The organism is Nitrospira sp., from assembly GCA_024760525.1.
Lineage (GTDB): Bacteria > Nitrospirota > Nitrospiria > Nitrospirales > Nitrospiraceae > Nitrospira_D.
Window position 1 is genome coordinate 951,250 of sequence record CP060499.1, and the last position, 24,069, is coordinate 975,318.

The following is a 24,069-nucleotide window of genomic DNA, read 5'->3' on the forward strand; positions in this document are numbered from 1 at the left end:
CCTTTATTGGCATCCGGAGCCACTGCCGAGAATGAGACCGGCTATCTATGCGCATCTCCATGTTATGGATAGCAGCGAGGTTTCCCATGACCTTTCCTACTGGAATGCATTTTACCCTCCTCCAAATTGGCTGCGTCGCACACAATTTGATGCTGTGATCCTGCATACCACGTTCTTGTGTATGCGCTGGGCTCCCGCGTTCTATGTCTGGAAGTGGCAGTTGCGATGGGTGGCGTCTCTGGATTGTCTCAAGCTGGCCATGCCGCAGGATGAGTACGATCATTCCGAAGTCTTAGACGAATGGCTATATGAATGGGGCGTGTCGGTCGTCTTTTCGAACTTTGACCCATCGTATCACGTCGGGTTGTATCCACTGATGCATAGAAAGGCTTCGTTCTACAAGGCCTTTACCGGATATATCGATGAACAGGCAATGAGCCGATGGGAAGGGAAGCAGCCTGCTCTGAAAGAGAGACCCGTCGATATCGTATACCGTGCAAGTCGATTACCCTATTGGTTCGGGAATCACGGACAGATGAAGTCCCAGATTGCTGATCGGGTGGCAGAACGGGCGAGCGAGAGAGGTATGAAGTGCGATATTTCGACTCGACCAGAGGACACCATCGTCGGTGATCGATGGGAAAAATTTTTGGCTTCCGGGCGGGCGATAATCGGATGCGAAAGTGGGTCGAGCGTGCTCGATCGGCGTGGAGAAATCAAGGCTTTGATCCAAGTCAAGCTTCAATCAAACCCCACTCTCTCGTATGAACAAATAAGTCAGAGCCTTCCCAAGGGCTGGGATAGCTACAAGTTCTTCGCGATAGGGCCTCGACATTTTGAAGCCGTCGTGACGAAGACTTGTCAGGTTCTGATTGAAGGCCACTATGACGGTGTTTTTGAGGCCGATCGGCACTATATTCCGCTGAAACGTGATTATTCAAACCTGGAAGAGGTGTTGGACAAACTTGAAGATATCCAGCTGGTGAGTAAGGTCGTCGACCAGGCGTACGCTGATATTTGTCTGTCCGATAAGTATTCTTATCGCGCTTTTGCCGCGATGATCGATCGCGTTCTTTCCGAAACAACTCCACGACGTGCCGCTTGGCATTTTAGGTCGAGCAGGTTCTTTGGTGATGCAGGACGCGTTCTCGAGAAAGTGAATAACGGACGGCTTGCCGTTCGGGGACGGTTAAAAGAGTTGATACGGTAATTAGGCATCGCTCGTCATTGTCTGCCAAACCCCAAACATCTCAGCCAGTCCTTCGCTTCTGCTTGGAGAACGTTTCGGAAGATACTCCTGTTCATGTTAGACGCCGCCCTTTGGGGGCAATGCTCACGATGGGTATTGAGTTATGAAATGTCTGTCTATTGTCGGCGCCAGGCCGCAATTCATCAAAGCCAGTCCCCTGACGATCGCCTTACGAAAGCGGAATGATGAGATACTGGTTCATACGGGCCAACACTATGACCACGGCATGTCGGACGTCTTCTTCGAAGACCTCGGAATTCCCGCACCGGATTATCATCTCGGTATAGGAAGCGGCTCGCATGGCGTGCAAACAGGTGCGATGTTGAAAGCAGTCGAGGAGGTGTTGCAAAAGGAACTACCGGACGTGGTGATCGTGTACGGAGATACCAATTCAACCTTGGCCGCTGCGTTGGCTGCAGCCAAGTTACATATCCCCGTCGCGCATGTTGAAGCAGGGCTGCGGAGTTTCAATCGAACGATGCCGGAAGAAATCAACCGTGTCATGACGGATCATCTGTCGACATGGCTCTTTGCTCCGTCGACGGTATCACGCGACAACTTAGGTCGGGAAGGTATCGAGGCCGGTGTTCATGTAGTCGGCGACATCATGTACGACGCATTGCTCCTCCACCGTGCGAGTGCGGAGCGCCGATCGAACATATTGACACGCCTCGAACTATCTCCACGCTCTTACTATGTGGCTACCATACATCGAGCTGAGAACACCGACCATCCTGACCGGCTTCGTTCTATATTACAGGCCTTTCAGACCGTGAAAAAGCCCGTGATTTTGCCTCTTCATCCGCGGACGAAAAAGAAACTGAATGAGTACGCTGTTCAGGCGGGAAACAATGTCCGGTGCCTGGATCCTCTGGGGTATTTGGACATGGTCCGGCTCCAAGAGCATGCCGCTTGTGTGCTGACTGATTCAGGCGGAGTCCAGAAGGAAGCATATTATCTGCGGATTCCCTGTGTGACGTTCAGAACCGAAACGGAATGGATAGAGACCGTCACGGCAGGCTGGAATATTGTGTGTGGGAGCGATACGGCGACCATCGTGAACGCTGTCGAAAAGATGGAGAGGTGCCAAGCGCCTCATCGGAGTTTGTACGGCGATGGCCGTGCGACAGAACGGATCGTAGAGGTCCTCACCTCTCGCAAGGAGTAATCCGCTCATGTGCGGTATCGCCGGCATACTGAGCCTTGAATCTGAACGGATCGACAATCTTCGGCGTTCGCTGGAGGTGATGAGTAAACTCCAGCGACACCGCGGTCCGGACGGCGAGGGGACATGGTTGCACTCCTCCGGAACAGTGGGGTTCGCCCATCGCCGGTTGAGCATCATCGATGTCGCCTCCGGTCAGCAGCCGATGAACGATCGCGCCGGCAATTGGATCATCCACAACGGAGAGATTTACAACTACCTCGAGTTGCGTGATGAGTTGGGGGCGAATCTGTTCAAGACGCACTCCGACACCGAAGTCATTCTACACGCCTATCACAAGTGGGGAGTGGAGTGTCTCAACCAGTTTCGCGGGATGTTTGCATTCGCGTTGTGGGACGAGGCCAACGCCACACTTCTATGCGCCAGGGACCCGTTCGGGATCAAACCGTTGTACTACTGCGTGGTGAGAGGCACGCTCTATTTCGCTTCCGAGGTGAAAGCGTTGCTGCCGTTCGTGCCTGAGATCTCGACCGATGTGGAAGGGTTAAAAGATTACCTCACATTCCAGTTTTGTTTAGACGGCAAGACACTCTTCAGCGGAATTCAGGAGCTTCAGCCGGGGCATGTGTTGATCGCGCGAAACGGCCGGATCGAAACACGACGCTATTGGGAGGTGTATTACCATCTCGATTTCAACCATACGGCGAAGTACTTCGAAGAGCAGCTTCGATTCTTGATGCAGGATTCCGTGGCGCTCCATCTTCGGAGCGACGTCCCGGTAGGCGCATATGTCAGCGGAGGATTCGATTCAAGCATCATCGCCTCGTTGGCGTCTGAACGGCAAGCCCATGAGCTGATCGGGTTTTCCGGGAAATTTTCCATCCGAGAAGCCTACGATGAGAGCAACTATGCCCGCGACCTGGCGCAATTCAGATCCTTTCCGCTCCACGAGATCGACATTACCGCTGAAGACTTTGTCGAGAACATTGAGCGGGTCATCTATCACTTGGACTTTCCGGTAGCCGGTCCCGGATCATTCCCTCAGTTCATGGTGTCCCGGCTCGCCGCCCAGCATCGGAAGGTCGTGCTTGGAGGACAGGGAGGCGACGAGATTTTCGGAGGCTATGCGCGCTATCTCATCGCCTATTTTGAGCAATGCATCAAAGCTGCCATTGACGGCACAATGCATTCCGGCAACTTCATCGTCACCTATGAGTCCATCATTCCCAATCTCACCGCACTCCGAAACTACAAGCCTTTGTTACAACAGTTCTGGCGCGACGGATTGTTCGAGGAACTCGACAAGCGCTACTTTAGATTGGTGAATCGCGCGGCGTTGCATGCCGACGAGGTGCGATGGGACCTCTTGGGCGCGTACTCGCCCTTCGAGACGTTCAGGAAGATTTTCCGCGGTTCTAACGTTCAGAAAGAGTCCTACTTCGACAGTATGACGCATTTCGATTTCAAAACGCTGCTCCCGGCATTGCTCCATGTGGAAGACCGTATGAGTATGGCGCATGGCCTGGAATCCCGCGTGCCGTTCCTCGATCGCCCGCTGGTAGAAATGGCTGCAACCATTCCGGCGGATATCAAATTCAAGGACGGGCATATGAAGCATGTGCTGAGAAGCGCCCTGGGGTCGGTTTTACCCGAATCGATCGTTCGGCGGACAGATAAGATGGGTTTCCCGGTTCCGTTGCAGGAATGGGTGGGGGGAAAGGGAAAGGTCCGCGATTATGTGACCGACGTTCTATCGTCTCAAAAGGCTTTAGAGCGTCCGTTGATCAGCAACCGAACGGTTCTGGCCGGGTTGGGGCGCGAATTACAATTTGGACGAAAGTTGTGGGGCTTCCTGTGTCTGGAATTGTGGCAGCGAGTTTTTCACGATAAGGCATATGAGTATAGACGTCTGTTGATGAATGAGGAGACACCACCATGAAAGTATTGATCACGGGAGGCGCCGGATTCATAGGATCGCATCTGGCGGATCGCCTCATAGGACAGGGGCACGAGGTGTGCGCCATCGATAATTATGCGACCGGCCGTCGGGACAATCTCACACCGCATGGCCGACTCAGAGTGGTGGAAGGAACGATTGCGGATCAGTCCCTCGTCGATCGGTCGTTTGATGAGTTCGGACCAGACCAGGTCGTTCACGCGGCTGCCTCCTATAAAGACCCGGAGAATTGGAGGGAAGACACGCTCACGAACTGTGTCGGTACCGCACATATTGTGCAGGCTGCACAACGCCATCACGTACAAAGGCTCATCTATTTTCAGACTGCGTTGTGTTACGGCCTGAAGCCGTTGGAGCAGCCGATCACGATCGACCATCCGATTCGGTCTGAGGGCAGCAGCTATGCCATCAGTAAGACGGCCGGGGAACAGTATGTCATGCTGAGCGGACTGGATTGGGTCTCGTTCCGGCTTGCCAATGCGTACGGACCTCGAAATCTCAGCGGGCCTCTTCCGACGTTCTATCACCGCCTGACCAATAACAAGCCCTGCTTTGTCATGGATACCCGGCGGGATTTCATTTACATCGATGATCTCATCGAGGTCGTGTTGATGGCGGTTGCGGGGAAGGGACAGTCCGGACCCTACCACGTCTCTTCCGGATCCGACCTTGCCATCAAAGATCTTTTCAATGCGACGATTCAAGCACTCCGAATCACGCTGGAACAGGACGTCGAAGTGCGGCCTCGCAGTCTCGATGATGTGTACACCATATTGCTGGATCCTTCTAAAACGCTTCGCGTATTTTCTGGGTGGCACGTGCGCACGCCTTTGGAGCAGGGTGTAACCGCCGCCATCGAGTGGTACAAGAAATTCGGCATCAGCCAGACATTCACACACTTGAAGCCTGCTGATGAGAAGAAGTAGGGAGTGCCCGAATTGGAATTGGGAAAGGCGAGGAAATGGATGCGTTGAAAAGGACGAGATGTCTGGTGGTGGGTGGAGCCGGCTTCGTCGGGAGTAATCTGATTCACCTGTTGCTTGATCATGAATGCGAAGGGGTGACAATCATCGATAATTTCTTGTCGGCAGAACGATTCAACGTGCCGGACGATCCTCGCGTGGACTTGCGGGAAGGGTCGATTGCCGATGACAGTATCCTGACCGGCCTAAGCGATGAGTTCGACTATGTTTTTCATCTCGCCACCTATCATGGCAATCAAAGTTCGATCGCCAATCCGCTCGAAGATCATGCGAACAATCTCATTACCACGCTTAAACTGTATGAAAGGATGAAAAGCTTTCGCCGCGTAAAGAAGCTGGTCTATGCGGCGTCCGGCTGCACCCTCGCTCCTCATACGTATGGTTCTGCTCAGCCCACCACGGAGGATGGTCCGGTTCCCATCGAGTTGGACAGCCCTTACCAGATTTCAAAAGTAGTTGGTGAGTTCTACTCTGTCTATTACCACCATCAGCATGGGCTTCCGACCGTGCGTGCGAGATTCCAGAATGTCTATGGGCCACGGGAGATTCTTGGCGCTGGGCGTTGGCGTGGAACTCCGGCGACCGTGTGGCGCAATGTCACTCCGGCCTTTATTTACCGCGCGTTAAAAAAGATGCCATTGCGCGTGGAAAACCATGGGCGTGCGAGCCGCGACTTCATCTATGTTGAGGATATCGCGCGAGGTTTGGTGGCTTGCGCGGGCGCGGGTAAGGCCGGTGAGGTCTATAACTTGGCGAGCGGAGTGGAGACGTCAATTCTGGAACTTGCCAGATCAATAAATAAATTGACCGGTAATAGCGCCGATATCGAATTTCTGTCCGAACGACCTTGGGATAGATCGGGCAAACGGTTCGGTAGTACGGAGAAGGCCAAACGGGAGATCGGTTTTGAAGTACGTATAGATCTCCTCGATGGTCTTTCGAAGACGATCGAATGGACAACACGGAATTTGAGTGCCATCGATGGGTGCATTCAAAAACACGACTTACAGATAAAGAACTTCGTCGCCGATCAATGACCGACGCTGATCACCTCCCTTTATCATGATATCCCTCTCTCGAGGGGGCCTGAGACTTCTTCTTGCGCCTCTCCAGTGGTTAACCCATCAGGTCGATGCCCATAGATCCCAGCCTCTCAACCAGCACCGGGGAAACTTGTGAATTCTCTTTCTCGTCTGGTCTTGCTCATGACGGTAGGTGTGGTCGGCTTCAGTATTCTCCTCGTAAAACAAGCCGGCTCCACGCAGTGGAAACAACGAGTAGAGCCGCTCGCATACGACGGACATACAAGACAACTTATTTTGGAAGGCAAGAATATTCCAGCTACCTCTCTGTTTGTCAGTGCAGTAGCCATCAACCGGCGATATGCCGCAGTTGCCGACTATACACATCTTTATTGTCTCGAGCTCAGTTCCGGTTCTCTGAAACTTGTAGCCCCTCTCCTTGATAATAAGGGGCCGTCCATATGGCTCCCTACAGGTCTTGCCTATGATGATGCCCGTCAAAGATTCATCGTTGCGAACAATGTTGGAAATCAGGTGTACGAGGGTGCCCTGGACTGTGACGAGAGCACATTTTCCATTCGGGCTACTATTGCGTCAAAGGAAACCATTACTCCCGAGGGCGTGGCCCTATCGGACGGCGGGGATGTGCTTGTAGTGGCCAGCTATGATGGCCACAACATCGCGGCCTTTCGGCGAACCGGCGACGGCGACTGGAAACCGCTTTGGAGTTTTGCGCTCCGGAATGCGCATGGTGTTGCAATCCTCGGAGATCAGGTATTTGCCTCCAGCTTGGAACGACGGGAGATCGTGCGCGTTGATCTCATGAGCGGAGTGCTAAGCAAACGAATCGGGTCTCAGGGGTGGAACCCCTGGGATCACCGAATGCTGTGGCCCACCTCCCTTGTGGTGCATCACGGCAGCCTGTTTCGATCAGATGCCCACACCGGATTTGTTTGTTCACTCGATCCTCAAACCCTCGACACCCAACGATGCTTTGGAGGGAATGGTCCCTTGCGAGAGCATCTCAACATGCCGTACGGAATCGCCTCGCTGGGTGAAAACCTGATAATAACCTCGACATTTCAGAACCGTATTCTCGTTGTACGTCTTGAGACGCACGGAGGAGCCACGATTCTTACGGATTATGTGACAAAGACCGATGGGTGGGAGGCGGTCGGCGGCCTGGCAATTCAGGATCGTGAATTTCAAGACGCCCGCTTCCCTTCCTACCGACGTAAATGGTCGAAGGATGGATATATTCAGGAATGTGATCTTGGCCCTCCGCTTGAGGGCTTCCAATGCGGCTATGGCGGGCTGCACCTTCGGAAGCGGCATGTCCGGTTGCCGACGATGGATGGATTGGTGAACCAGTGCGGGTACTACTATTTTGTCGAAGGCCTGCGGGGTAAGTTCGGAACCTTTCTCTTTTCCCCGCAGAACGCATGTGTCATCTATCTGTCGATCGAACAGTCAGGGAAAGTCGGACTGCTTCCATATCACAATCGGCATGGGGGATGGCTCATCGATCATTATCTCGTCAGCGGTGATCAAACGCGATCTCTTACCGAGGTGGAGATGGAACTCAAGACCATGCTGACGAAGTTGCAGGACAAGCGAGACCGAGACGGAGTGCTGCTACCCGACGATGCGGCCACGGTATTCTGCCCTGGGTGGCCTGATAGTACGGCGCGCAACATCGCGTTCGAGACGAAGCTAAAAGCCACACTTACGTCATCTGAGGGGCAACACTTTGTTCAGACCTACCTGGCCTGCACGCGTGAGATCTGTGCCGGAACGGACCTTCAGAAGATTGCCGCGTTGCTCAGTCACAGTGAGGATGCCGAGATGACCCTTGAGTCCAGGTATTTACCGTGTTTTTTGTCCGGAGCTCGATGCGTATAGTGGGTATTCCGTTTGTTCATACACATGAGTCAGAGAAACGGCTGGTTCGGAGATATGGGTGTCTTTCATCTGGGCGGTGTGTGGCTCTCCTATGGCGACGGTTCTTGTCATTTCATTCACTGATCTAAAGCAGGATCCTCGTGTTCGCCGGCAGATCGAAGCCCTTCGAACACATCACGCGGTGATTGCTGCAGGCACCGGCGATCCTGCAATGTCCGATGTTCGCTTTCTTGGTTGCAAGCGCAATGCTCGGACTTTCACGCGAAGATGTGTAGGAGGCATTAAACTGCTCTCACGCCGGTATGAATCGCACTATTGGTCAAGGGAACATGTTCAAGAGCTCCATCGCAAGCTGGAAGGGGTCGCCTTCGATACGGTGATTGCGAATGATGTGGAGGCGTTGCCTCTGGCACTTTCACTTGCCGGCACTCGACCGGTCATCCTCGACGCGCATGAATATGCTCCTCGGGAATTGGAGGAGCGATTGGTGTGGCGTCTATTCCATCAGGGGCATGCTCACTATCTCTGCAAGACATACATTCCAAAGACGGCACGAGTCATAACGGTGGCAGACGGCATCGCCGAAGAGTATCGCCGTCTGCTTGGAGTCAAGCCTGTCGTCATTCAGAACGCCGCTCCAAGCCATATCCTGGCTCCCCGTGCGACACCAACGCGGCCGATCCGCATGATACATCATGGCTATGCGATGCCGACGAGGCAGATCGAGAAGATGATCGAGGTCATGCAATGGGTGGATGACCGCTTTGAACTCGACCTCATGCTGGTTCCGAACTTTCCCGAATACATTCAAAAGCTAAAGGCGAAAGCTTCTGGTAATCCGCGGGTTCGATTTCTCTCGCCGGTATCGATGGAAGCGCTTGTGCCGTTCACCAATGCCTACGATATTGGCCTGTACCTGTTATCCCCTTCCAGCTTCAACAATCTTCATGCACTTCCGAATAAGTTTTTTGAATTCCTCCAGGCTCGCCTTGCTGTGGCGATCGGGCCATCTCCCGAGATGGCCAAAATCGTGCGCGAGTTCGGATGTGGTGTCGTAGCGAAAGATTTTGCACCGGCCTCCCTCGCGCGCGCGCTCAATCACCTGACATCGTCCGATATTGATCGGATGAAAGCCGGCTCCGAGCGGGCGGCGCAGACCCATACTGCTGAACGCAATGCCGAGAAATTGGGCCAGGTGGTGGCTGACGTACTTGGAGAGTTGTAGCCATGTGTGGTATCGCAGCGCTCTTTTGTCCTGATCCCTATCCCTTGGACGATCTTATTCGAAAGATGACCACGGTGGTTCGCCATCGAGGCCCAGACGGCGAAGGGGCTGTGATGTTTTCAGCTCGGGATTTCGTATCGACACCGGTTGGAGGAACGGATACTCCGGACGAGGCGTACGACTCAAGACTGACCTATGCGCCCAGGCGGAATGGTAGGCCGGTCATTGATGCGGTTATGGCGTTGGGCCATCGCCGTCTTGCCATCATCGATCTCTCCGTAACCGGTCACCAGCCGATGTGCACGGCGGATGGCCGCGTGTGGATCACGTATAACGGAGAAATCTACAATCATCTCGAACTGCGGCATGAGCTTCGGCAACTGGGGCATGTCTTTGTCTCGCAGAGCGATACGGAGGTCATCCTGCAAGCCTACCTCGCCTGGGGCGCACAATGTGTCGATCGATTCAACGGCATGTTCGCCTTCGTGCTCATTGACCGAAGGGCAGGGCGGGTGTTTGCCGCACGCGATCGATTCGGCGTCAAACCGCTCTACCTTTGGCGTTCGCCGGAGGGATTGGTCGCCATGGCATCGGAGATTAAACAGTTTACGGTGCTGCCGGGGTGGTCGCCAAGAGTCAACGGGCAATCAGTGTATGACTTCTTGAACTGGGGATTGCTCGATCATAGTGAAGAGACGATGTTCCAAGGTGTCTGCCAGCTCAGAGGAGGCGAGTGTGTAGACGGATCTATCGAGGATCTTCAAAAGACTTTTCCGGTTCGCAGGTGGTATCAACTGACGCCACGTCCTTTTTCAGGGGACATGAAAATGGCCGCCGATGAGTTTGTTGCGCTGTTTACGGATGCGGTACGGCTTCGTCTGCGCGCCGACGTCCCCGTCGGATCCTGTCTGTCCGGCGGGCTCGACTCGTCGTCGATCGTCTGCGTGGCGAATCTGCTCCTCCAATCCACCGGAGCTGGATACCACCAGAACACCTTTTCGGCTTGCGCCACGGAGAAACGATTTGATGAGCGGAACCATGTCGATGTCGTTGTCGGGCACACCGGTGTGAAATCTCATTACGTCTATCCGAACCTGGACGATCTTTTCAAAAAGCTTGATGCCATGACCTGGCATCAGGATGAACCGTTCGGTTCAACGAGCATTTGCGCCCAATGGGAGGTCTTTGAGCTCGCGAAGCACGCACGCGTGAACGTGTTGTTGGATGGGCAGGGGGCAGATGAGCTGCTCGCTGGTTATCACGGGTTTTTCGCCTCGCATTTTGCCGGACTATTTGTGATGTGGCGATGGGGGACATTGCTCCGAGAGGCGCGCGCGGCTAAGCATCTTCATGGGCTGAGTTATGCCAGCTCCGCCAAGTACCTTGGGAACACAGTCCTGCCCGAACCGTTGCGTCAACCTTTGCGCCGGCTCTTTGGAAAACGATCGTCGGTGCCTTATTGGATCAATCGAGAACGGCTTGCATTTGATGCCCGAGATCCCAATCTCACCTACGGCGTCAAAACAACCTCAGTGAACCAGATGGCCCATGCCATGCTGACAGCCACCAGTGTACCGATGTTGCTGCATTGGGAGGATCGTGATTCCATGGCTCATAGTGTCGAGTCGAGGCTGCCCTTTCTCGATTATAGGGTCGTGGAGTTCCTGACAGGGCTTCCCCCCGAAATGAAGTTATGGAATGCCACAACGAAGCAGGTCTTACGCGAAGCGATGCGGGGAACCTTGCCTGAGCCGATCCGCACACGAATGGATAAAATGGGTTTTGTGACACCGGAAGAAACGTGGATCCGCAAGGATGCGCCCGAGCGCTTTCGCCTTGAGCTGCGCCGTGCTGTAGATGCTTCGCAGGGCGTACTCAACGCCTCGGCACTCGACCATTTCGATGCCGTGATCGGCGGCCGCGAATCGTTCAACTTCCTGGTGTGGAGAATGATCAGTTTCGGGCAGTGGATGGAGCGGTTTAGCGTGAGAGCGGCGGCGTAATCGGAGCCACGGGATGCTGAGGATGTGACCGCAATGACCGTATCGGTGCTGTACCTCAATCCGAGTTCAACATGACCAAGCGGATTCCCTCATTCGGCCGAAGGAAACCCTGAGTCCATGAAGCTGCTGATCACCGGCGCCGACGGTTTTATTGGTTCCCACCTGACGGAGGCTCTGGTTCGTGGAGGTCACGATGTTCGTGCCTTCGTGTTTTACAATTCATTCAACTCCTGGGGGTGGCTGGATCATTGCAACGAGGATGTGAGCGGGAAATTCGAAGTATTTCCGGGCGATGTCCGAGACCCGCATGGTGTGCGTACGGCAATGAAAGGATGCGAGGCGGTTTTGCATCTCGCGGCCTTGATTGCGATTCCCTATTCCTACCATTCTCCCGACACCTACGTGGACACCAATGTGAAAGGCACGCTGAACGTGCTGCAGGCGGCGCGTGAGCTGGGTGTCAAGCGGATCATTCATACGTCGACCAGCGAGGTATATGGCACGGCTCGGTTTGTGCCCATTACAGAAGATCATCCATTGCAAGGTCAGTCGCCGTACTCGGCGACCAAGATCGCCGCTGACCAACTGGCCTATTCCTTCTATGCTTCGTTTGGACTGCCGGTCGTCATTGCACGCCCGTTTAATACCTATGGCCCGCGCCAATCTGCGCGGGCCGTGATTCCGACGATCATTACACAGATTGCTGCCGGTCACCGACAGGTGAATCTTGGCGCAGTGTCACCCACACGCGACTTCAATTTCGTGCTGGATACCGTGGCGGGTTTCATGGCGATGTTGAATTCCGATCGAGGCTTGGGAGAAGTCGTCAATCTGGGCAGCAACTTCGAGATTTCCATCGGAGACACCGCTCGATTGATTGCCGAAGCCATGCATGCCGACATTGAAGTGGTCACAGACGAAGCGCGCCTGCGTCCCGAACATTCCGAAGTGGAACGCCTATGGGCAGATAACAGGAAAGCCAAGGAATTGTTTGACTGGCAACCTCGGTACGGCGGTCGCGAGGGCTTCAAGCGTGGTCTAGTCGAGACGGTTCAATGGTTTGCACGGCCCGAGCATTTGCATCGGTACAAGTCTGATGTTTACAACCTGTGAAGGGCCGTGGCTCCGAGATGAGTCTTGTTGACCGGATCGTCAAGGCGATTTGCGATGTGGTCGGGCCAGGCCCGGTGGCTCTGCATGAACCGACCTTTGACGGTAACGAGTGGAAATATCTCAAAGAATGTCTCGATTCGACATTCGTCTCGTCAGTGGGCAAGTTCGTCGACCGCTTTGAATCGGATCTGGAGGGCTTTACAGGGGCCAGGCATGCGGTTGCCGTCGTCAATGGCACGGCAGCGCTGCACATGGCATTGAAGCTCTTAGGCGTGAAGGTCGAGGATGAGGTCCTGATTCCGGCCCTTACGTTCGCCGCGACAGCCAATGCCGTGACCTATTGCGGGGCTGTGCCGCATTTCGTTGATAGCGAGTTCCGCACATTGGGTATTGATCCGCAAAAACTGCGCGACTATCTCGTCACGTCCACGGAGCAACGAGCGGGGCACTGTGTCAATCGAATGACCGGCCGTATTATTCGAGCGCTTGTTCCTATGCATACCTTCGGCCATCCGGCGGATCTGGACAGTCTTCTGGCACTGGCGCGCGATTTTAATATCGCAGTGGCCGAAGATGCGGCTGAGTCGTTGGGTAGCTGGTACCACGGCCGACACACGGGCACGTTCGGGAAGATGGGCATCCTCAGTTTCAACGGCAACAAAACCATTACGACCGGAGGAGGCGGGGCTCTCTTAACCGATGATCCAGAACTTGCCCGTCATGCCAAGCATCTGACGACCACCGCCAAATTGCCGCACATCTGGGAATATCGCCACGATGAAATCGGCTACAATTACCGACTGCCTAACTTGAATGCTGCCTTGGGCTGTGCCCAGTTGGAACAGTTGCCGAACAGACTTGCTTCAAAACGGAAGTTGTTTGCTCGTTATCAAGAGGCGTTCGGGTCCATGGCCGGCGTCCGGTTGGTGGAGGAGCCTATCGCCTGTCGAAGCAACTATTGGCTGCAAACACTGCTGTTGGATGTCGACCAGCAAGATCAGCGGGATCGCATCTTGAGGGCCACGAACGACGCGGGATTCATGACACGGCCGGCCTGGATCCTGATGCATGACATGGCGCACTTCAAAGATTGTCCGCGGATGGATCTGGCCGGCGCCGAGTCGCTTTCGAGGAGACTGCTCAACATTCCGAGCAGTGCGGGGCTGATTCCAACACCATCATGAGTAAGCCCCGCTTGATCGTGATCGGTGCCGGGGGACATGCCCATGCATGTATTGATGTCATCGAGCGATGCGGTGCGTACGAGATCGTCGGATTGGTGGGGCTCCCGGGGGAACTGCATACCGAACAGTTCGGCTATCGCGTCATTGGCACAGACAGCGAACTACCTGGGCTCGCCAAAGATTGTAGTCATGCGATTGTCGCGGTGGGTCACATCCGTTCTCCGGCCGTTCGCATCCATCTCTACCAACGCGCAGTTGAGCTCGGACTGCAGCTGCCCACGATTGCTTCGCCTACCGCCTATGTCTCTCGTCATGCCGTGCTCGGCCCAGGGACTATCGTCATGCACGGGGCCATCATCAATGCCGGCGCGCGGATTGGGAACAACTGCATCATCAATACCCGTGCGATCGTGGAACATGACGTGACGGTGGCAGATCACTGTCACGTCTCGACCGGGGCCATACTGAACGGCAACGTGACGGTTGGTGCGGGTAGTTTTATCGGGAGCGGGACCATCGTCAAGGAAGGCATCTCCATTGGAGCAAATTGCATCATGGGCATGGGACTCGCTGTACGGCACCATCAGGCCGATACGACCAGGTTCGCAGGCAACCACACATCATGATGCCCCGCACATTAATCATTGCCGAAGCGGGGGTGAATCATAACGGCAACCTCGACTTGGCTTGTCGGCTGATCGATCTGGCTGCGGAGTGCGGTGCGGACTTCGTGAAGTTTCAGACGTTCGCCGCCGATCGGCTTGTCACATCACACGCGGGCAAAGCCGAGTATCAGCAACAGACGACGGACCCTCATGAGACCCAGCACGCGATGCTCAAACAGCTGGAGTTATCTCCGGCCATGCATCGGATTCTGCTGGCGCGGTGCCGTGAACGAGGTATCGGGTTTCTCTCGACCGGATTCGATACCGAGAGTATTGATTTTCTGATCCAGCTGGGAATCGATCGGGTGAAGATCCCTTCCGGAGAAATTACCAATCTTCCTTATCTGCGTCATGTGGGTCGCATTGGGAAGCCCGTGATTATGTCGACTGGAATGGCCACGTTGGAAGAAGTCGGTGCCGCGTTGCAAGCGCTTGAGGCAGCAGGAACTCCGCGCACGCGGATAACCGTGCTTCACTGCACCACGGAATACCCCGCGCCAATGGCACACGTAAATTTACGCGCGATGCAGGTACTGCGTGACACATTCAATGTCGCCGTCGGCTATTCCGACCATTCCAAAGGGATTGAAGTGCCTATTGCGGCCGTGGCTCTGGGAGCGACGGTGATCGAGAAGCACTTTACCTTGGATCGAATGTTGCCCGGTCCAGATCATGGTGCCAGCCTGACTCCGGATGAATTGAGAGCGATGGTTTCCGCCATCCGCAACATCGAGAGCGCTCTCGGGGACGGCGTGAAGAGACCTAGTGCCGGTGAAGAGAAGAATCTGTCGACAGCCAGAAAATCCTTGGTGGCGTCTCGTCCGATTCAGGCTGGAGAGTTCTTCAGCGAACACAATGTGACAGCCAAACGGCCTGGCACGGGAGTGTCGCCGATGCGGTGGGATGAGGTCATTGGACGGCAAGCCCCTCGTACCTTTGTGCGGGATGAACTGATTGAGTTGTAATGCGTAAGATTTGTGTTGTCACCGGAAGTCGAGCGGAATACGGCCTTCTCCGGTGGGTCATGGACGGTATTCGGGCGGCGCACGATCTCACGTTGCAAGTGATCGCAACTGGGATGCATCTCGCTCCAGAATTCGGGCTGACTTATCGGGAGATTGAAGCGGATGGGTTTGTGATTGATCGTAAAGTCGAGATGCTCCTGAGTTCGGACTCGCCGGTCGGGATCGGAAAGTCGATGGGACTGGGAATGATCGGCTTTGCCGACGCGCTCCAGCAACTTCAGCCGGACGTCATGGTATTGCTTGGCGATCGATTTGAGATTTTTGCGGCAGCGGCCGCCGCCATGGTTGCGCGGGTACCTATTGCACATCTTCACGGTGGAGAAGCCACCGAAGGGGCTATTGATGAGTCCATACGCCATTCAATAACCAAGATGGCGCAGCTCCACTTCGTCGCGGCGGAAGAATATCGGCGGAGAGTGATACAGCTTGGCGAAGATTCGAACCGAGTATTTCTCGTAGGCGGACTCGGCGTTGATAGTATCAAGAGGCTTCACGTTATCTCCAGGGCCGATCTGGAGCATCGCCTGTCGTTCAAGTTCCGTGAGAGAAACTTGGTCGTCACATTTCATCCGGTTACGCTCGAAGCGGCAACTGCCCAGCGTCAGTTGGAGGAATTGCTGGCAGCGTTGTCGGAATACCATGACACAGGATTACTCTTTACGATGCCTAACGCGGATACTGAGGGGCGAGCATTATTCAGCATGATCGAAAACTTTTCAAAGGCACACCCAAATGCGAAGGCTTACACGTCATTGGGGTCAACGCTGTATCTTTCTGCGTTAAGTCAAGTGGATGGGGTCGTAGGTAATTCGTCAAGCGGACTAACCGAGGCGCCCAGCTTTCGAATTGGAACCATCGATATCGGTGATCGCCAGCGAGGGCGCCTGAAGGCGGAGAGTGTTATTAGCTGTCAGCCGATCAAGGAAAGCATTATGGCAGCCATATCCGAGATGTATTCTCCCGCCTTCCAAGACCGACTTAAGTCGGTCTTGAACCCCTATGGTGATGGAGGGGCGGCAGACCGGATTGTCAACGTGTTGGCGACGATTCCGTTGGACGATATTCTCAAGAAACAATTTCACGATCTTGTTGTGTCATGAGAATTGTCGTTATAGGGGCTGCAGAGTGTTGTCGCCAGCGTGGTGCCGATGCGGGTTTCCAGGCTGCGGAAGCGTTCGAGCTCTTGCGAGAGCGACTCTAGTCGAGAGGCAAACCTTGGTCATGCACCGAACATGAGCCCGTCGATTTCAGCGAGTAAGGAATGGCGGAAGGCCATTCTGCCAAAAGGCGCCACGATCCAGCAGGCCATTCGCTCTTTGAACGAGTCGTCTTTTCAGATTGCCCTGGTTGCCTTGCCCGATGGGACACTGCAAGGCACTTTGACCGATGGTGATATCCGGCGAGGACTCCTACGCGGATTGGATCTCAACAGTGCGATCGATACCATCATTCAACGTGAGCCGTTAGTGGTGCCGCCTGAGTTGAGCCGTGACACGGTGCTCCAGCTCATGCAGGCCAATAGAGTTCATCAGGTGCCGGTCGTTGATGAAAACCGGCGCGTCGTAGGGTTGCATTTGTGGGCTGAGCTCATGGAGCCACCCCAGCGCGCAAATCTGATGATCATCATGGCTGGAGGCGAAGGTACTCGCTTGCGGCCGCATACCGAACATTGCCCAAAGCCGTTATTGCCGCTCGGCGACAAGCCGATGCTTGAACACATTATCGAACTGGCCAGGGCCGAAGGCTTTGTCCGATTCGTGCTGGCGATCCATTATCTTGGGCACATGATCGAAGAGCATTTCGGCGACGGCAGTCGCTGGCAGGTGCAAATCAGCTATCTGCGCGAATCGTCGCCTTTGGGCACGGCCGGCGCACTGGGGTTACTGCAGCCACGACCCGAACTTCCGTTTGTGGTCACCAACGGAGATGTGATTACCGATATCCACTATGGAAAGCTGCTTGACTTTCACATCCGCCACGAAGCGACTGCGACCATGGCCGTCCGAGTGCATGAATGGCAGCATCCCTACGGTGTCGTGCAGACGGAAGGTGCCGACATCGTCGGCTTCGAAGAAAAGCCGGTTGCTCGTAGCCACATTAATGCCGGCGTCTATGCTCTCGACCCGGAGGCGTTGAGTGTATTAAGCCCGGAGTCCTACTGTGATATGCCCGTGCTGTTTGAGCGTCTAAGAGAGATGGCCAAGCGCACCGTGGCCTATCCGATGCATGAACCGTGGTTAGACGTCGGCAGGCCTGATGATTTGAGTCGAGCGATCGCTGAATCCTCCAAAACGTCAAAAAGCGAGCCAAGAAAAGTCTGATTCGTTTTTTCACCAGCTGACGCGTCGAACCCTCAATTGTTCTGCCTCTGAACGAATCGATGATCCGTAACAGGACAGTTCTCGGATTGATCCCCGCTCGAGCCGGCTCAAAGAGAGCGCCGAAGAAGAACCTTCGCTGGATCGGAGGGCGACCGCTCATCGCGTGGACGATCGAAGAGGCGCGAAAGTCGCGCTACATCGATCGCCTCATCCTATCCTCTGAAGACGATGAGATCATTGCGGTCGCGAAAGAGTGGGGTTGCGAGGTCCCGTTCAAACGTCCTCCGGAACTGGCTACCGATGAGGCTCAGGGCATAGAGCCTGTCTTGCACGCTTTACATGTCATGCAAGGTTTTGACGTCATCGTGCTGTTGCAGCCGACGTCGCCGCTTCGCATTGTGGACGATATTGATCAGTGCATAGAGAAATGTGTCTATGATGACGCGCCTTGTGTCGTGAGCATCGCCCAGGTCGACAAGAATCCTGGTTGGATGTATACGTTGGAAGGAACGAATAGGATAAGACCCCTTCTCAAGGGTAAAGACGCAAGTACGCCGTACGTTCCCGATCCCGTCTATGCCTTGAACGGCGCAGTCTATGTCGCCGATGTCAACTGGCTGAAGAAGTCGAAATCGTTTCTCACAGATGAAACGGTGGGAATGATCATGCCTAAAGAGAGATCGTTGGATATCGATACTGAATTGGATTTCAGGATCCTTCACGCCCTTGTTCCAAGGAATGAGCAGGACTAAGTGTCCACTTTCCACCGATGTATGCCGATTCAGCGTCACAACCAATCGCGTTGAACGTTACATTTATCCTGACTCAGATCATCCCAGCGCAGCGATTCATCGGTCTCCCTCGGCCTTAAGAATCGTTCTTCATTGCGGTTCACAACCGTGCCTGCGAGTTCTTTTCTGAATCGAGCGGTCTTGCCACAATGTCCCTCGTAAAGCGGGTCGCCGGCAGTTCCTTCATCTATGCAACGACAACGCTGTTGCAACGAGGAATCGCCTTTCTATTGCTGCCTCTGTACACACGATTTCTCACTCCTGAGGATTACGGTGTTCTCGCGGTCGTGGGCGCGCTCAGCACGTTTCTGGTCGTGTTTTGTTCTCTCTCGATGCACGGGGCGGTCAATCGGTATTACTTCCTGTATCGTGATTCCCCGGAAGTGCTGAAAGACTTCTTGGGTACCGTTCTCGTCACTTCATTAATGACGGCATCGGGATTCACGATCGCTCTCTTAGCCGTCGGTGAATGGGTATTGGCTCCCGTTTATGGAGCCGTTCCGTTCTGGCCGTATGTCGTCTTGGGGATAGCCACAGCCGCCTTTCAACCCGTATCGCTTATCTTCATGGCAATGCTGCAAGCCCGGCAAGAGGTCAAGCGGTATGCCTTCCATAGCCTCGCGCAGTTCGGCTTGACGGTGATGTTGGTGATTGCTTTTGTCGTGCTGATGCAATGGGATGCCAGAGGGCCGCTCCTCGCGGGGTTACTCGTTGCGGCATTGTACTGCATCCTATCTTTGTACTTGTTGAGACACGAGTATCGGGTCTGTTTCAAACCCGAGCATCTTCGTAGTGCGCTGCGCTACTGTCTCCCATTGATCCCGCATACGGTGGCGTCTCAAGTCACGGCGTCGTTCGATCGAATTATGATCAACGGTATGGTCAGCACGGCCGCTGCAGGGCTGTACAATATCGGCGCCTCGTTTGGCGGAGTCATGGCATTCATGGCGGATGGCATGAATCGGGCCTATGGGCCGGTGGCCATGGAATCTTTGCAAGCAGGTGATCGCCACAGACTCGACGAACTCGCGAAAATAGGGTTGATGATGATCGCCGGTCTCAGCTTGGCGGCCTCTGCGCTATCCTTGTTCGCCAAGGAAGCGGTCGCGTTGCTTACGGCGCCCGCCTTTCATGACAGCTATGCAGCTGTTCCGTGGATCGCGTTCAGTTTTGTCGCATCCGGAATCTACTATCTGTTTGTGAACATTTTCTTCTTCAATGTTCACCTCACGAAGATTATCGCGGTCGCGACGTTAAGTGGGGCGGCGTTCAACATCGGCCTGAACTACGCGCTGGTCAAACTATACGGACTGATAGGCGCGGCAGTGGCCGCCCTCTTGGCAAAGATCGCAATAGCCTTGATCGTTGCCGTAATTGGGCGGCGACATGATCCGGTGACGTGGAACTACCTGCAGATCGCTCTCATCCCTCTTATATGTCTGGCAGCTGTCCTCATGGTTGATGTTGCGAGCTCCGAGAATCTTTTTATAGCCGCCTTGGAAAAGATGATGGTTCTGTGCGCGCTCGTCTTGGTCATCGGTCAATCGGTCTGGCGTGATCCTCTCTATCTCATGCGGAGTGGAATGACGGCGGCACGGGACATGCTCGGAGCCCTGAAGGTTGCTTGAGACGGTAAACGATCGGTGGTGTAGAAAATGAAAGCGTCCGAGATCGTCGATCAAATTGTCGAGATCGAAGCAGCTGCGCCCGTGGAACAATGGACGATTGATGGAATACACGTGTGGCCTCTCATCCGAATCCAGCTCGGTACGGATCTCTTTAAGACTCATCAATCGACGAGATCCGATCTATCCGGAGCTTCTCATGTTTGGAGAAGGGGGGCTGCCTGCTTGAGGGGCTGGGGGGCGTTTTCCGCTGCGAGTTGGCTGGACCGAAGGGAAGGGCATGCGGACATCGGGAAAGCGCAGGCGCTCTTTCTCACGAGCGGGGTGGCGTTTACGGCTCTTCAAGGGAAGTATTACGAACGGTTTTGCGACCCCATCCGAAGTTACTTGGATTCCCGCAACATCTCTTCGCTCATGCTGACTCCTCTTGACCGATTTCTTGTTCCGCGATTCTCTCCATCCAGGTTTATCCAACCGCAGTTGGACTGGATACAAATAAAGCACACGATCTTCCGAAATAACCGCCGACCGGTGGAACGCCTGCCTGGATTTGAGTCAGCCTTCGAGAGGTTGGGACAGGTTGCCCCGGCCGTTGTCCCGAAGCTTGATCGCGTTCGCCATCATGTTTCGTTGGTCGTCGAGTTTTCCCGCTATTTCGAGCGTCTGCTGGAGCAAGTCCGACCGAGAATCTGCTTCCTTGTCGCGTACTATTGGCTCGTGGGGTATGGACTGCTGCTGGCGTGTAAGCGAAACGGCATCTCGACGATCGATCTTCAGCATGGAACGCAGGGGGCCATGCATCGCGCCTACGGCAATTGGACCAAAGTTCCCGCGCAAGGCTATGAGCTTCTGCCGACGCACTTTTGGTGCTGGACCGACGACGAGGTGGCTGTCATTCAAAGGTGGGCGGAGGGCACCGGGGGCGCGCATCGGCCTGTGGTGGGGGGGAATTTGTTCCTCAATCTCTGCAGGTCAAACAGTCTGTCGTCTGTACGCGAATGCGATGAGCTGGTGCGAAAAAAGGTAGTCGCGTTGGGAGCCGACAAGCAGATTCTCGTCACATTGCAGTGGGGATTGCTGACGGATGAATTTACGCGAATGCTGTCACGCGCAATTGAGAGCACCGTGGACAGTTATCAATGGTGGTTCCGGTTGCACCCCTCGATGCTGCAAGAGAGAAAAAAAGTCAGAAAAATGTTCGGCCATTTCCCTAACGTGGATGTTGACATGGCGACAGATCTACCACTCTATGCCCTCCTGCAGCATATGACCGTGCATGTAACACACTCCTCTTCCACCGTGTTAGAGGCGTATGAGTTCGGCATTAGGTCGGTCGTATGCAGTCGCTACGGGCAAGAACTTTTTCTGAATCAAGAGAAAGAAGGTGTACTCATATATGCAGGAACGCATGAGGATCTTCTGATGGCTATTGATAAGCAGCGGAACCTCAGGGGTGCAATGGAGCAGATAGCCGCGCAAGGGTCCGAGCAGGTCAAAATGTCCTATAGCGTGTTGGACCGACTAGTGGGGGTCGTGTGACATGATGATGGCCGGTGTCGATCACTGTCTGGACCATCACAACCGAGATTCGTTTGCGCTTTTCTTTTTCGGTGTCACGCCGCGCTTCCGTTGTCGCTCATTGGCGCCATTGTCGGAGAGGGAACTTGCGTGCCCAATCCCCTAAAGGCAGGACGGTGGAGCCTTGCGGGCAATCGCGAGGCCGGTCGTGTCATCGCAGAGCTCTTGAACGAGCTGTAACGGCGGTGCAGCAGGTGCCGATCATGGACAGATGAAGGTTCTGTTCGTCACTCATGATGCGGGGCTGTACGGGGCGTCGCGAAGTCTGCAGCCGGTCGTCAAAGGGTTCGCCGGAGAAGTAGCGGATCTCATCGTCAGCCGGCGTTTCGTCGACAATGTCTCAGCTGCGGACCTTCATGCACGTTTTGGAGACCATCTTAGACGTATTTATCGCTATTTCTTGCCATTCGATCGTATCTATCGAGGCAAAGATACGCGTCAAGCGCGCTCGGCTGTCAGCATGGCGGCTCGTGCCATGCTGTGGCGGGCGCAGCGTCCGGCCGTGACGAGACTTCTCGAGACAGAACAGTACGATATGATTCACCTGAATTCGCTGTCTCTTTTCGGGCTGGTTGATCCGGCCTATCCGTTCTTCATCCATGTGAGAGAGATCTATGACGGGACCAATCCCATGGTGTGCACCGCGCTGCGCCAAGCGCGCGGAGTGATTTTTATCGATGAGGCGACGAAGCAACCATTCCAACACTTGTCGTTGCCCAACAGCATCGTTCTCAATAATCCGTTTGACATGACGCCGGTAGACTCATACGGGATGAATCATGGTCGAGCGTACCAGGATAAGGTCGTGTTCGCCATCATTGGAAAGCTCTCGGAGAACAAAGGCACGCAATTCGTCATCGAGACGTTCCGCAGATTTGCAAACGAAAACGTCATGTTGTTAATTGTGGGGAACGGGGATAAGGGCTATGTAGATTCCTGCAAACGTTATGCGGAGGGCGATGCGCGCATTCGCTTCCTCGGCGAGCAGCCCGAAATTGAGAAGATTTACGCCATAGTGGATTATGTGCTTCGTGGGGAAGCGTATCCCTGTGTCGGAAGAACGATATACGAAGGGCTCTATGCCGGGTGTGAGGTCATCGTCCCGGGAGGGGCCGAAGCGGAGACCTGTTTTTTTGAGACCGGCCGATTCAGCGGCAAGCTGCACTTCTATCAACCGAGAAACACGGAAAGCCTCATGAGCCAGTTGACGCGGCAGGCCGGACGGAAGATCCTGGTCCGGCACCCGCTGTCGAACGTCCCTGAGTATCTGAAGCTGTTCAAGGCCTTCGTCTCTGCAGAATCAGCCGGGCAGTCGATTCCCACTCCTACTGTGGCCGTGCGCCCATGAATGCCGCAACAGCCGAAGCGCCTCGGGCTACCCTCATCGTCGCGGTCTATAATGCCGCACCGACAATCGCCAAATGTCTCGACAGCGTCGCGGCTCAAACATATGTGTCGCGTGAATTGATCGTGATCGACGGGGGGTCCACCGATGGAACGGTGGATATCCTCCGGCGTAATGCCGACCAGCTCTCGTACTGGATATCAGAGCCGGACGCGGGAGTGTACAGTGCGTGGAACAAAGCGCTCGCCCGTGCGCGTGGCGACTGGATCGCGTTTCTTGGTGCCGACGACTATCTTTGGGCGCCCGATGCCCTTGAGCGCTTAGTCCGGGAGGGGGATCAGGTGTTCCCCCGCAAGCGCATCATATACGGGCGGGTTGGATTCGTCTCAGCTCACGGGGAAGTGATCGAGACCGTCGGGAGGCCGTGGCAGGAGATCCGCGATGAATTCCGGAATCGTATGGTTCTTCCGCATCCCGGACTCTTGTGCCATCGCTCGCTCTTTGCCGAACACGGGCTATTCGATGAATCGTTCCGCATCTCCGGCGACTACGAATGGCTGCTGCGGGAGTTGAAGGATGGTGACGCACAGTTCATCGACGGACCGTTTGTCGTGGGCATGCGGGCGGGAGGAATGAGCAGCCAAGCGCGACGAGGCATGCAAATTTTCGTCGAGACACGACTGGCACAGCAGAAGCACGGATTGCGGCCGCATCTTTTTATTCGAGCATGGACATTCATGAAAGCGTATCTGAGAACAAAAGCGAGCGATATGTTCGGCGAATCTCTCGCGGCCGATCTTGTGAACAGGCTGCGCTGGCTTCGTTCTCGAATGCTCTAAAGGGATCCATGCTCGTGCTGCGGATTCTACCCTCACGCTGTTCTCTTCAGTCAGGAAAGGCTGCCCCCCGGTTGGTA

The 24,069-nt window shown here is 54.8% G+C and carries 19 protein-coding genes; all 19 read left to right on the forward strand.

Translation table 11 applies throughout. From position 1 onward, the window contains the following. The first annotated feature begins 31 nt into the window (after positions 1-31). Positions 32-1,210: a hypothetical protein gene (locus tag H8K04_04600; protein ID UVT16840.1), complete on the forward strand. Its 1,179-nt coding sequence runs from the start codon at positions 32-34 to the stop codon at positions 1,208-1,210. 142 nt (positions 1,211-1,352) lie between these two features. Beyond that, positions 1,353-2,417, forward strand: a complete 1,065-nt coding sequence (wecB, locus tag H8K04_04605; protein ID UVT16841.1) for a UDP-N-acetylglucosamine 2-epimerase (non-hydrolyzing) — start codon at positions 1,353-1,355, stop codon at positions 2,415-2,417. A gap of 7 nt (positions 2,418-2,424) precedes the next feature. Beyond that, on the forward strand, positions 2,425-4,353 hold the full coding sequence (gene asnB, locus H8K04_04610) for an asparagine synthase (glutamine-hydrolyzing) (protein UVT16842.1): 1,929 nt from the start codon (positions 2,425-2,427) through the stop codon (positions 4,351-4,353). Beyond that, positions 4,350-5,297, forward strand: a complete 948-nt coding sequence (locus H8K04_04615; protein ID UVT16843.1) for an NAD-dependent epimerase/dehydratase family protein — start codon at positions 4,350-4,352, stop codon at positions 5,295-5,297. Before asnB (H8K04_04610) ends, H8K04_04615 begins: the two co-directional genes overlap by 4 nt. A 35-nt stretch (positions 5,298-5,332) precedes the next feature. Further along, complete coding sequence (locus H8K04_04620; GenBank protein UVT16844.1) at positions 5,333-6,391, forward strand: NAD-dependent epimerase/dehydratase family protein; 1,059 nt, start codon at positions 5,333-5,335, stop codon at positions 6,389-6,391. A 138-nt stretch (positions 6,392-6,529) separates the two neighbouring features. After that, on the forward strand, positions 6,530-8,278 hold the full coding sequence (locus H8K04_04625) for a hypothetical protein (protein ID UVT16845.1): 1,749 nt from the start codon (positions 6,530-6,532) through the stop codon (positions 8,276-8,278). Between the two features lie 91 nt (positions 8,279-8,369). Then, positions 8,370-9,503: a capsular biosynthesis protein gene (locus tag H8K04_04630; protein UVT16846.1), complete on the forward strand. Its 1,134-nt coding sequence runs from the start codon at positions 8,370-8,372 to the stop codon at positions 9,501-9,503. Between the two features lie 2 nt (positions 9,504-9,505). After that, complete coding sequence (gene asnB, locus H8K04_04635; GenBank protein ID UVT16847.1) at positions 9,506-11,506, forward strand: asparagine synthase (glutamine-hydrolyzing); 2,001 nt, start codon at positions 9,506-9,508, stop codon at positions 11,504-11,506. A 117-nt stretch (positions 11,507-11,623) separates the two neighbouring features. Then, entirely contained in the window at positions 11,624-12,619 is a 996-nt protein-coding gene (locus tag H8K04_04640; protein UVT16848.1) for an SDR family NAD(P)-dependent oxidoreductase, read from the forward strand. Positions 12,620-12,636: 17 nt separating this feature from the next. Then, positions 12,637-13,803 carry a LegC family aminotransferase gene (locus H8K04_04645; protein ID UVT16849.1) on the forward strand — a complete coding sequence of 389 codons (1,167 nt, stop codon included), beginning with the start codon at positions 12,637-12,639 and terminating at the stop codon, positions 13,801-13,803. After that, positions 13,800-14,429, forward strand: coding sequence for an acetyltransferase (locus tag H8K04_04650; protein ID UVT16850.1), 630 nt, complete (start codon positions 13,800-13,802; stop codon positions 14,427-14,429). The genes H8K04_04645 and H8K04_04650 overlap by 4 nt, the downstream gene beginning before the upstream one ends. Next, positions 14,429-15,433, forward strand: coding sequence for an N-acetylneuraminate synthase (gene neuB / locus H8K04_04655; GenBank protein ID UVT17865.1), 1,005 nt, complete (start codon positions 14,429-14,431; stop codon positions 15,431-15,433). Before H8K04_04650 ends, neuB begins: the two co-directional genes overlap by 1 nt. Then, positions 15,433-16,593 (forward strand): UDP-N-acetylglucosamine 2-epimerase (hydrolyzing), encoded by a 1,161-nt coding sequence (gene neuC, locus H8K04_04660; protein UVT16851.1) that lies wholly within the window; start codon positions 15,433-15,435, stop codon positions 16,591-16,593. Before neuB ends, neuC begins: the two co-directional genes overlap by 1 nt. A 132-nt stretch (positions 16,594-16,725) precedes the next feature. Next, a complete protein-coding gene (locus H8K04_04665) occupies positions 16,726-17,814 on the forward strand; it encodes a nucleotidyltransferase family protein (GenBank protein UVT16852.1) in 1,089 nt (362 codons plus the stop codon). A 59-nt stretch (positions 17,815-17,873) separates the two neighbouring features. Then, a complete protein-coding gene (locus H8K04_04670) occupies positions 17,874-18,566 on the forward strand; it encodes an acylneuraminate cytidylyltransferase family protein (protein UVT16853.1) in 693 nt (230 codons plus the stop codon). 188 nt (positions 18,567-18,754) lie between these two features. Next, the gene (locus tag H8K04_04675; protein ID UVT16854.1) at positions 18,755-20,233 is read left to right on the forward strand and encodes an oligosaccharide flippase family protein; all 1,479 of its coding nucleotides are present in this window, start codon (positions 18,755-18,757) and stop codon (positions 20,231-20,233) included. Between the two features lie 27 nt (positions 20,234-20,260). Continuing rightward, complete coding sequence (locus H8K04_04680; GenBank protein ID UVT16855.1) at positions 20,261-21,769, forward strand: hypothetical protein; 1,509 nt, start codon at positions 20,261-20,263, stop codon at positions 21,767-21,769. 250 nt (positions 21,770-22,019) lie between these two features. Then, positions 22,020-23,156 carry a glycosyltransferase gene (locus H8K04_04685; GenBank protein UVT16856.1) on the forward strand — a complete coding sequence of 379 codons (1,137 nt, stop codon included), beginning with the start codon at positions 22,020-22,022 and terminating at the stop codon, positions 23,154-23,156. Next, positions 23,153-23,992 (forward strand): glycosyltransferase, encoded by an 840-nt coding sequence (locus tag H8K04_04690; GenBank protein UVT16857.1) that lies wholly within the window; start codon positions 23,153-23,155, stop codon positions 23,990-23,992. Before H8K04_04685 ends, H8K04_04690 begins: the two co-directional genes overlap by 4 nt. The last annotated feature ends 77 nt before the right edge of the window (positions 23,993-24,069 follow it).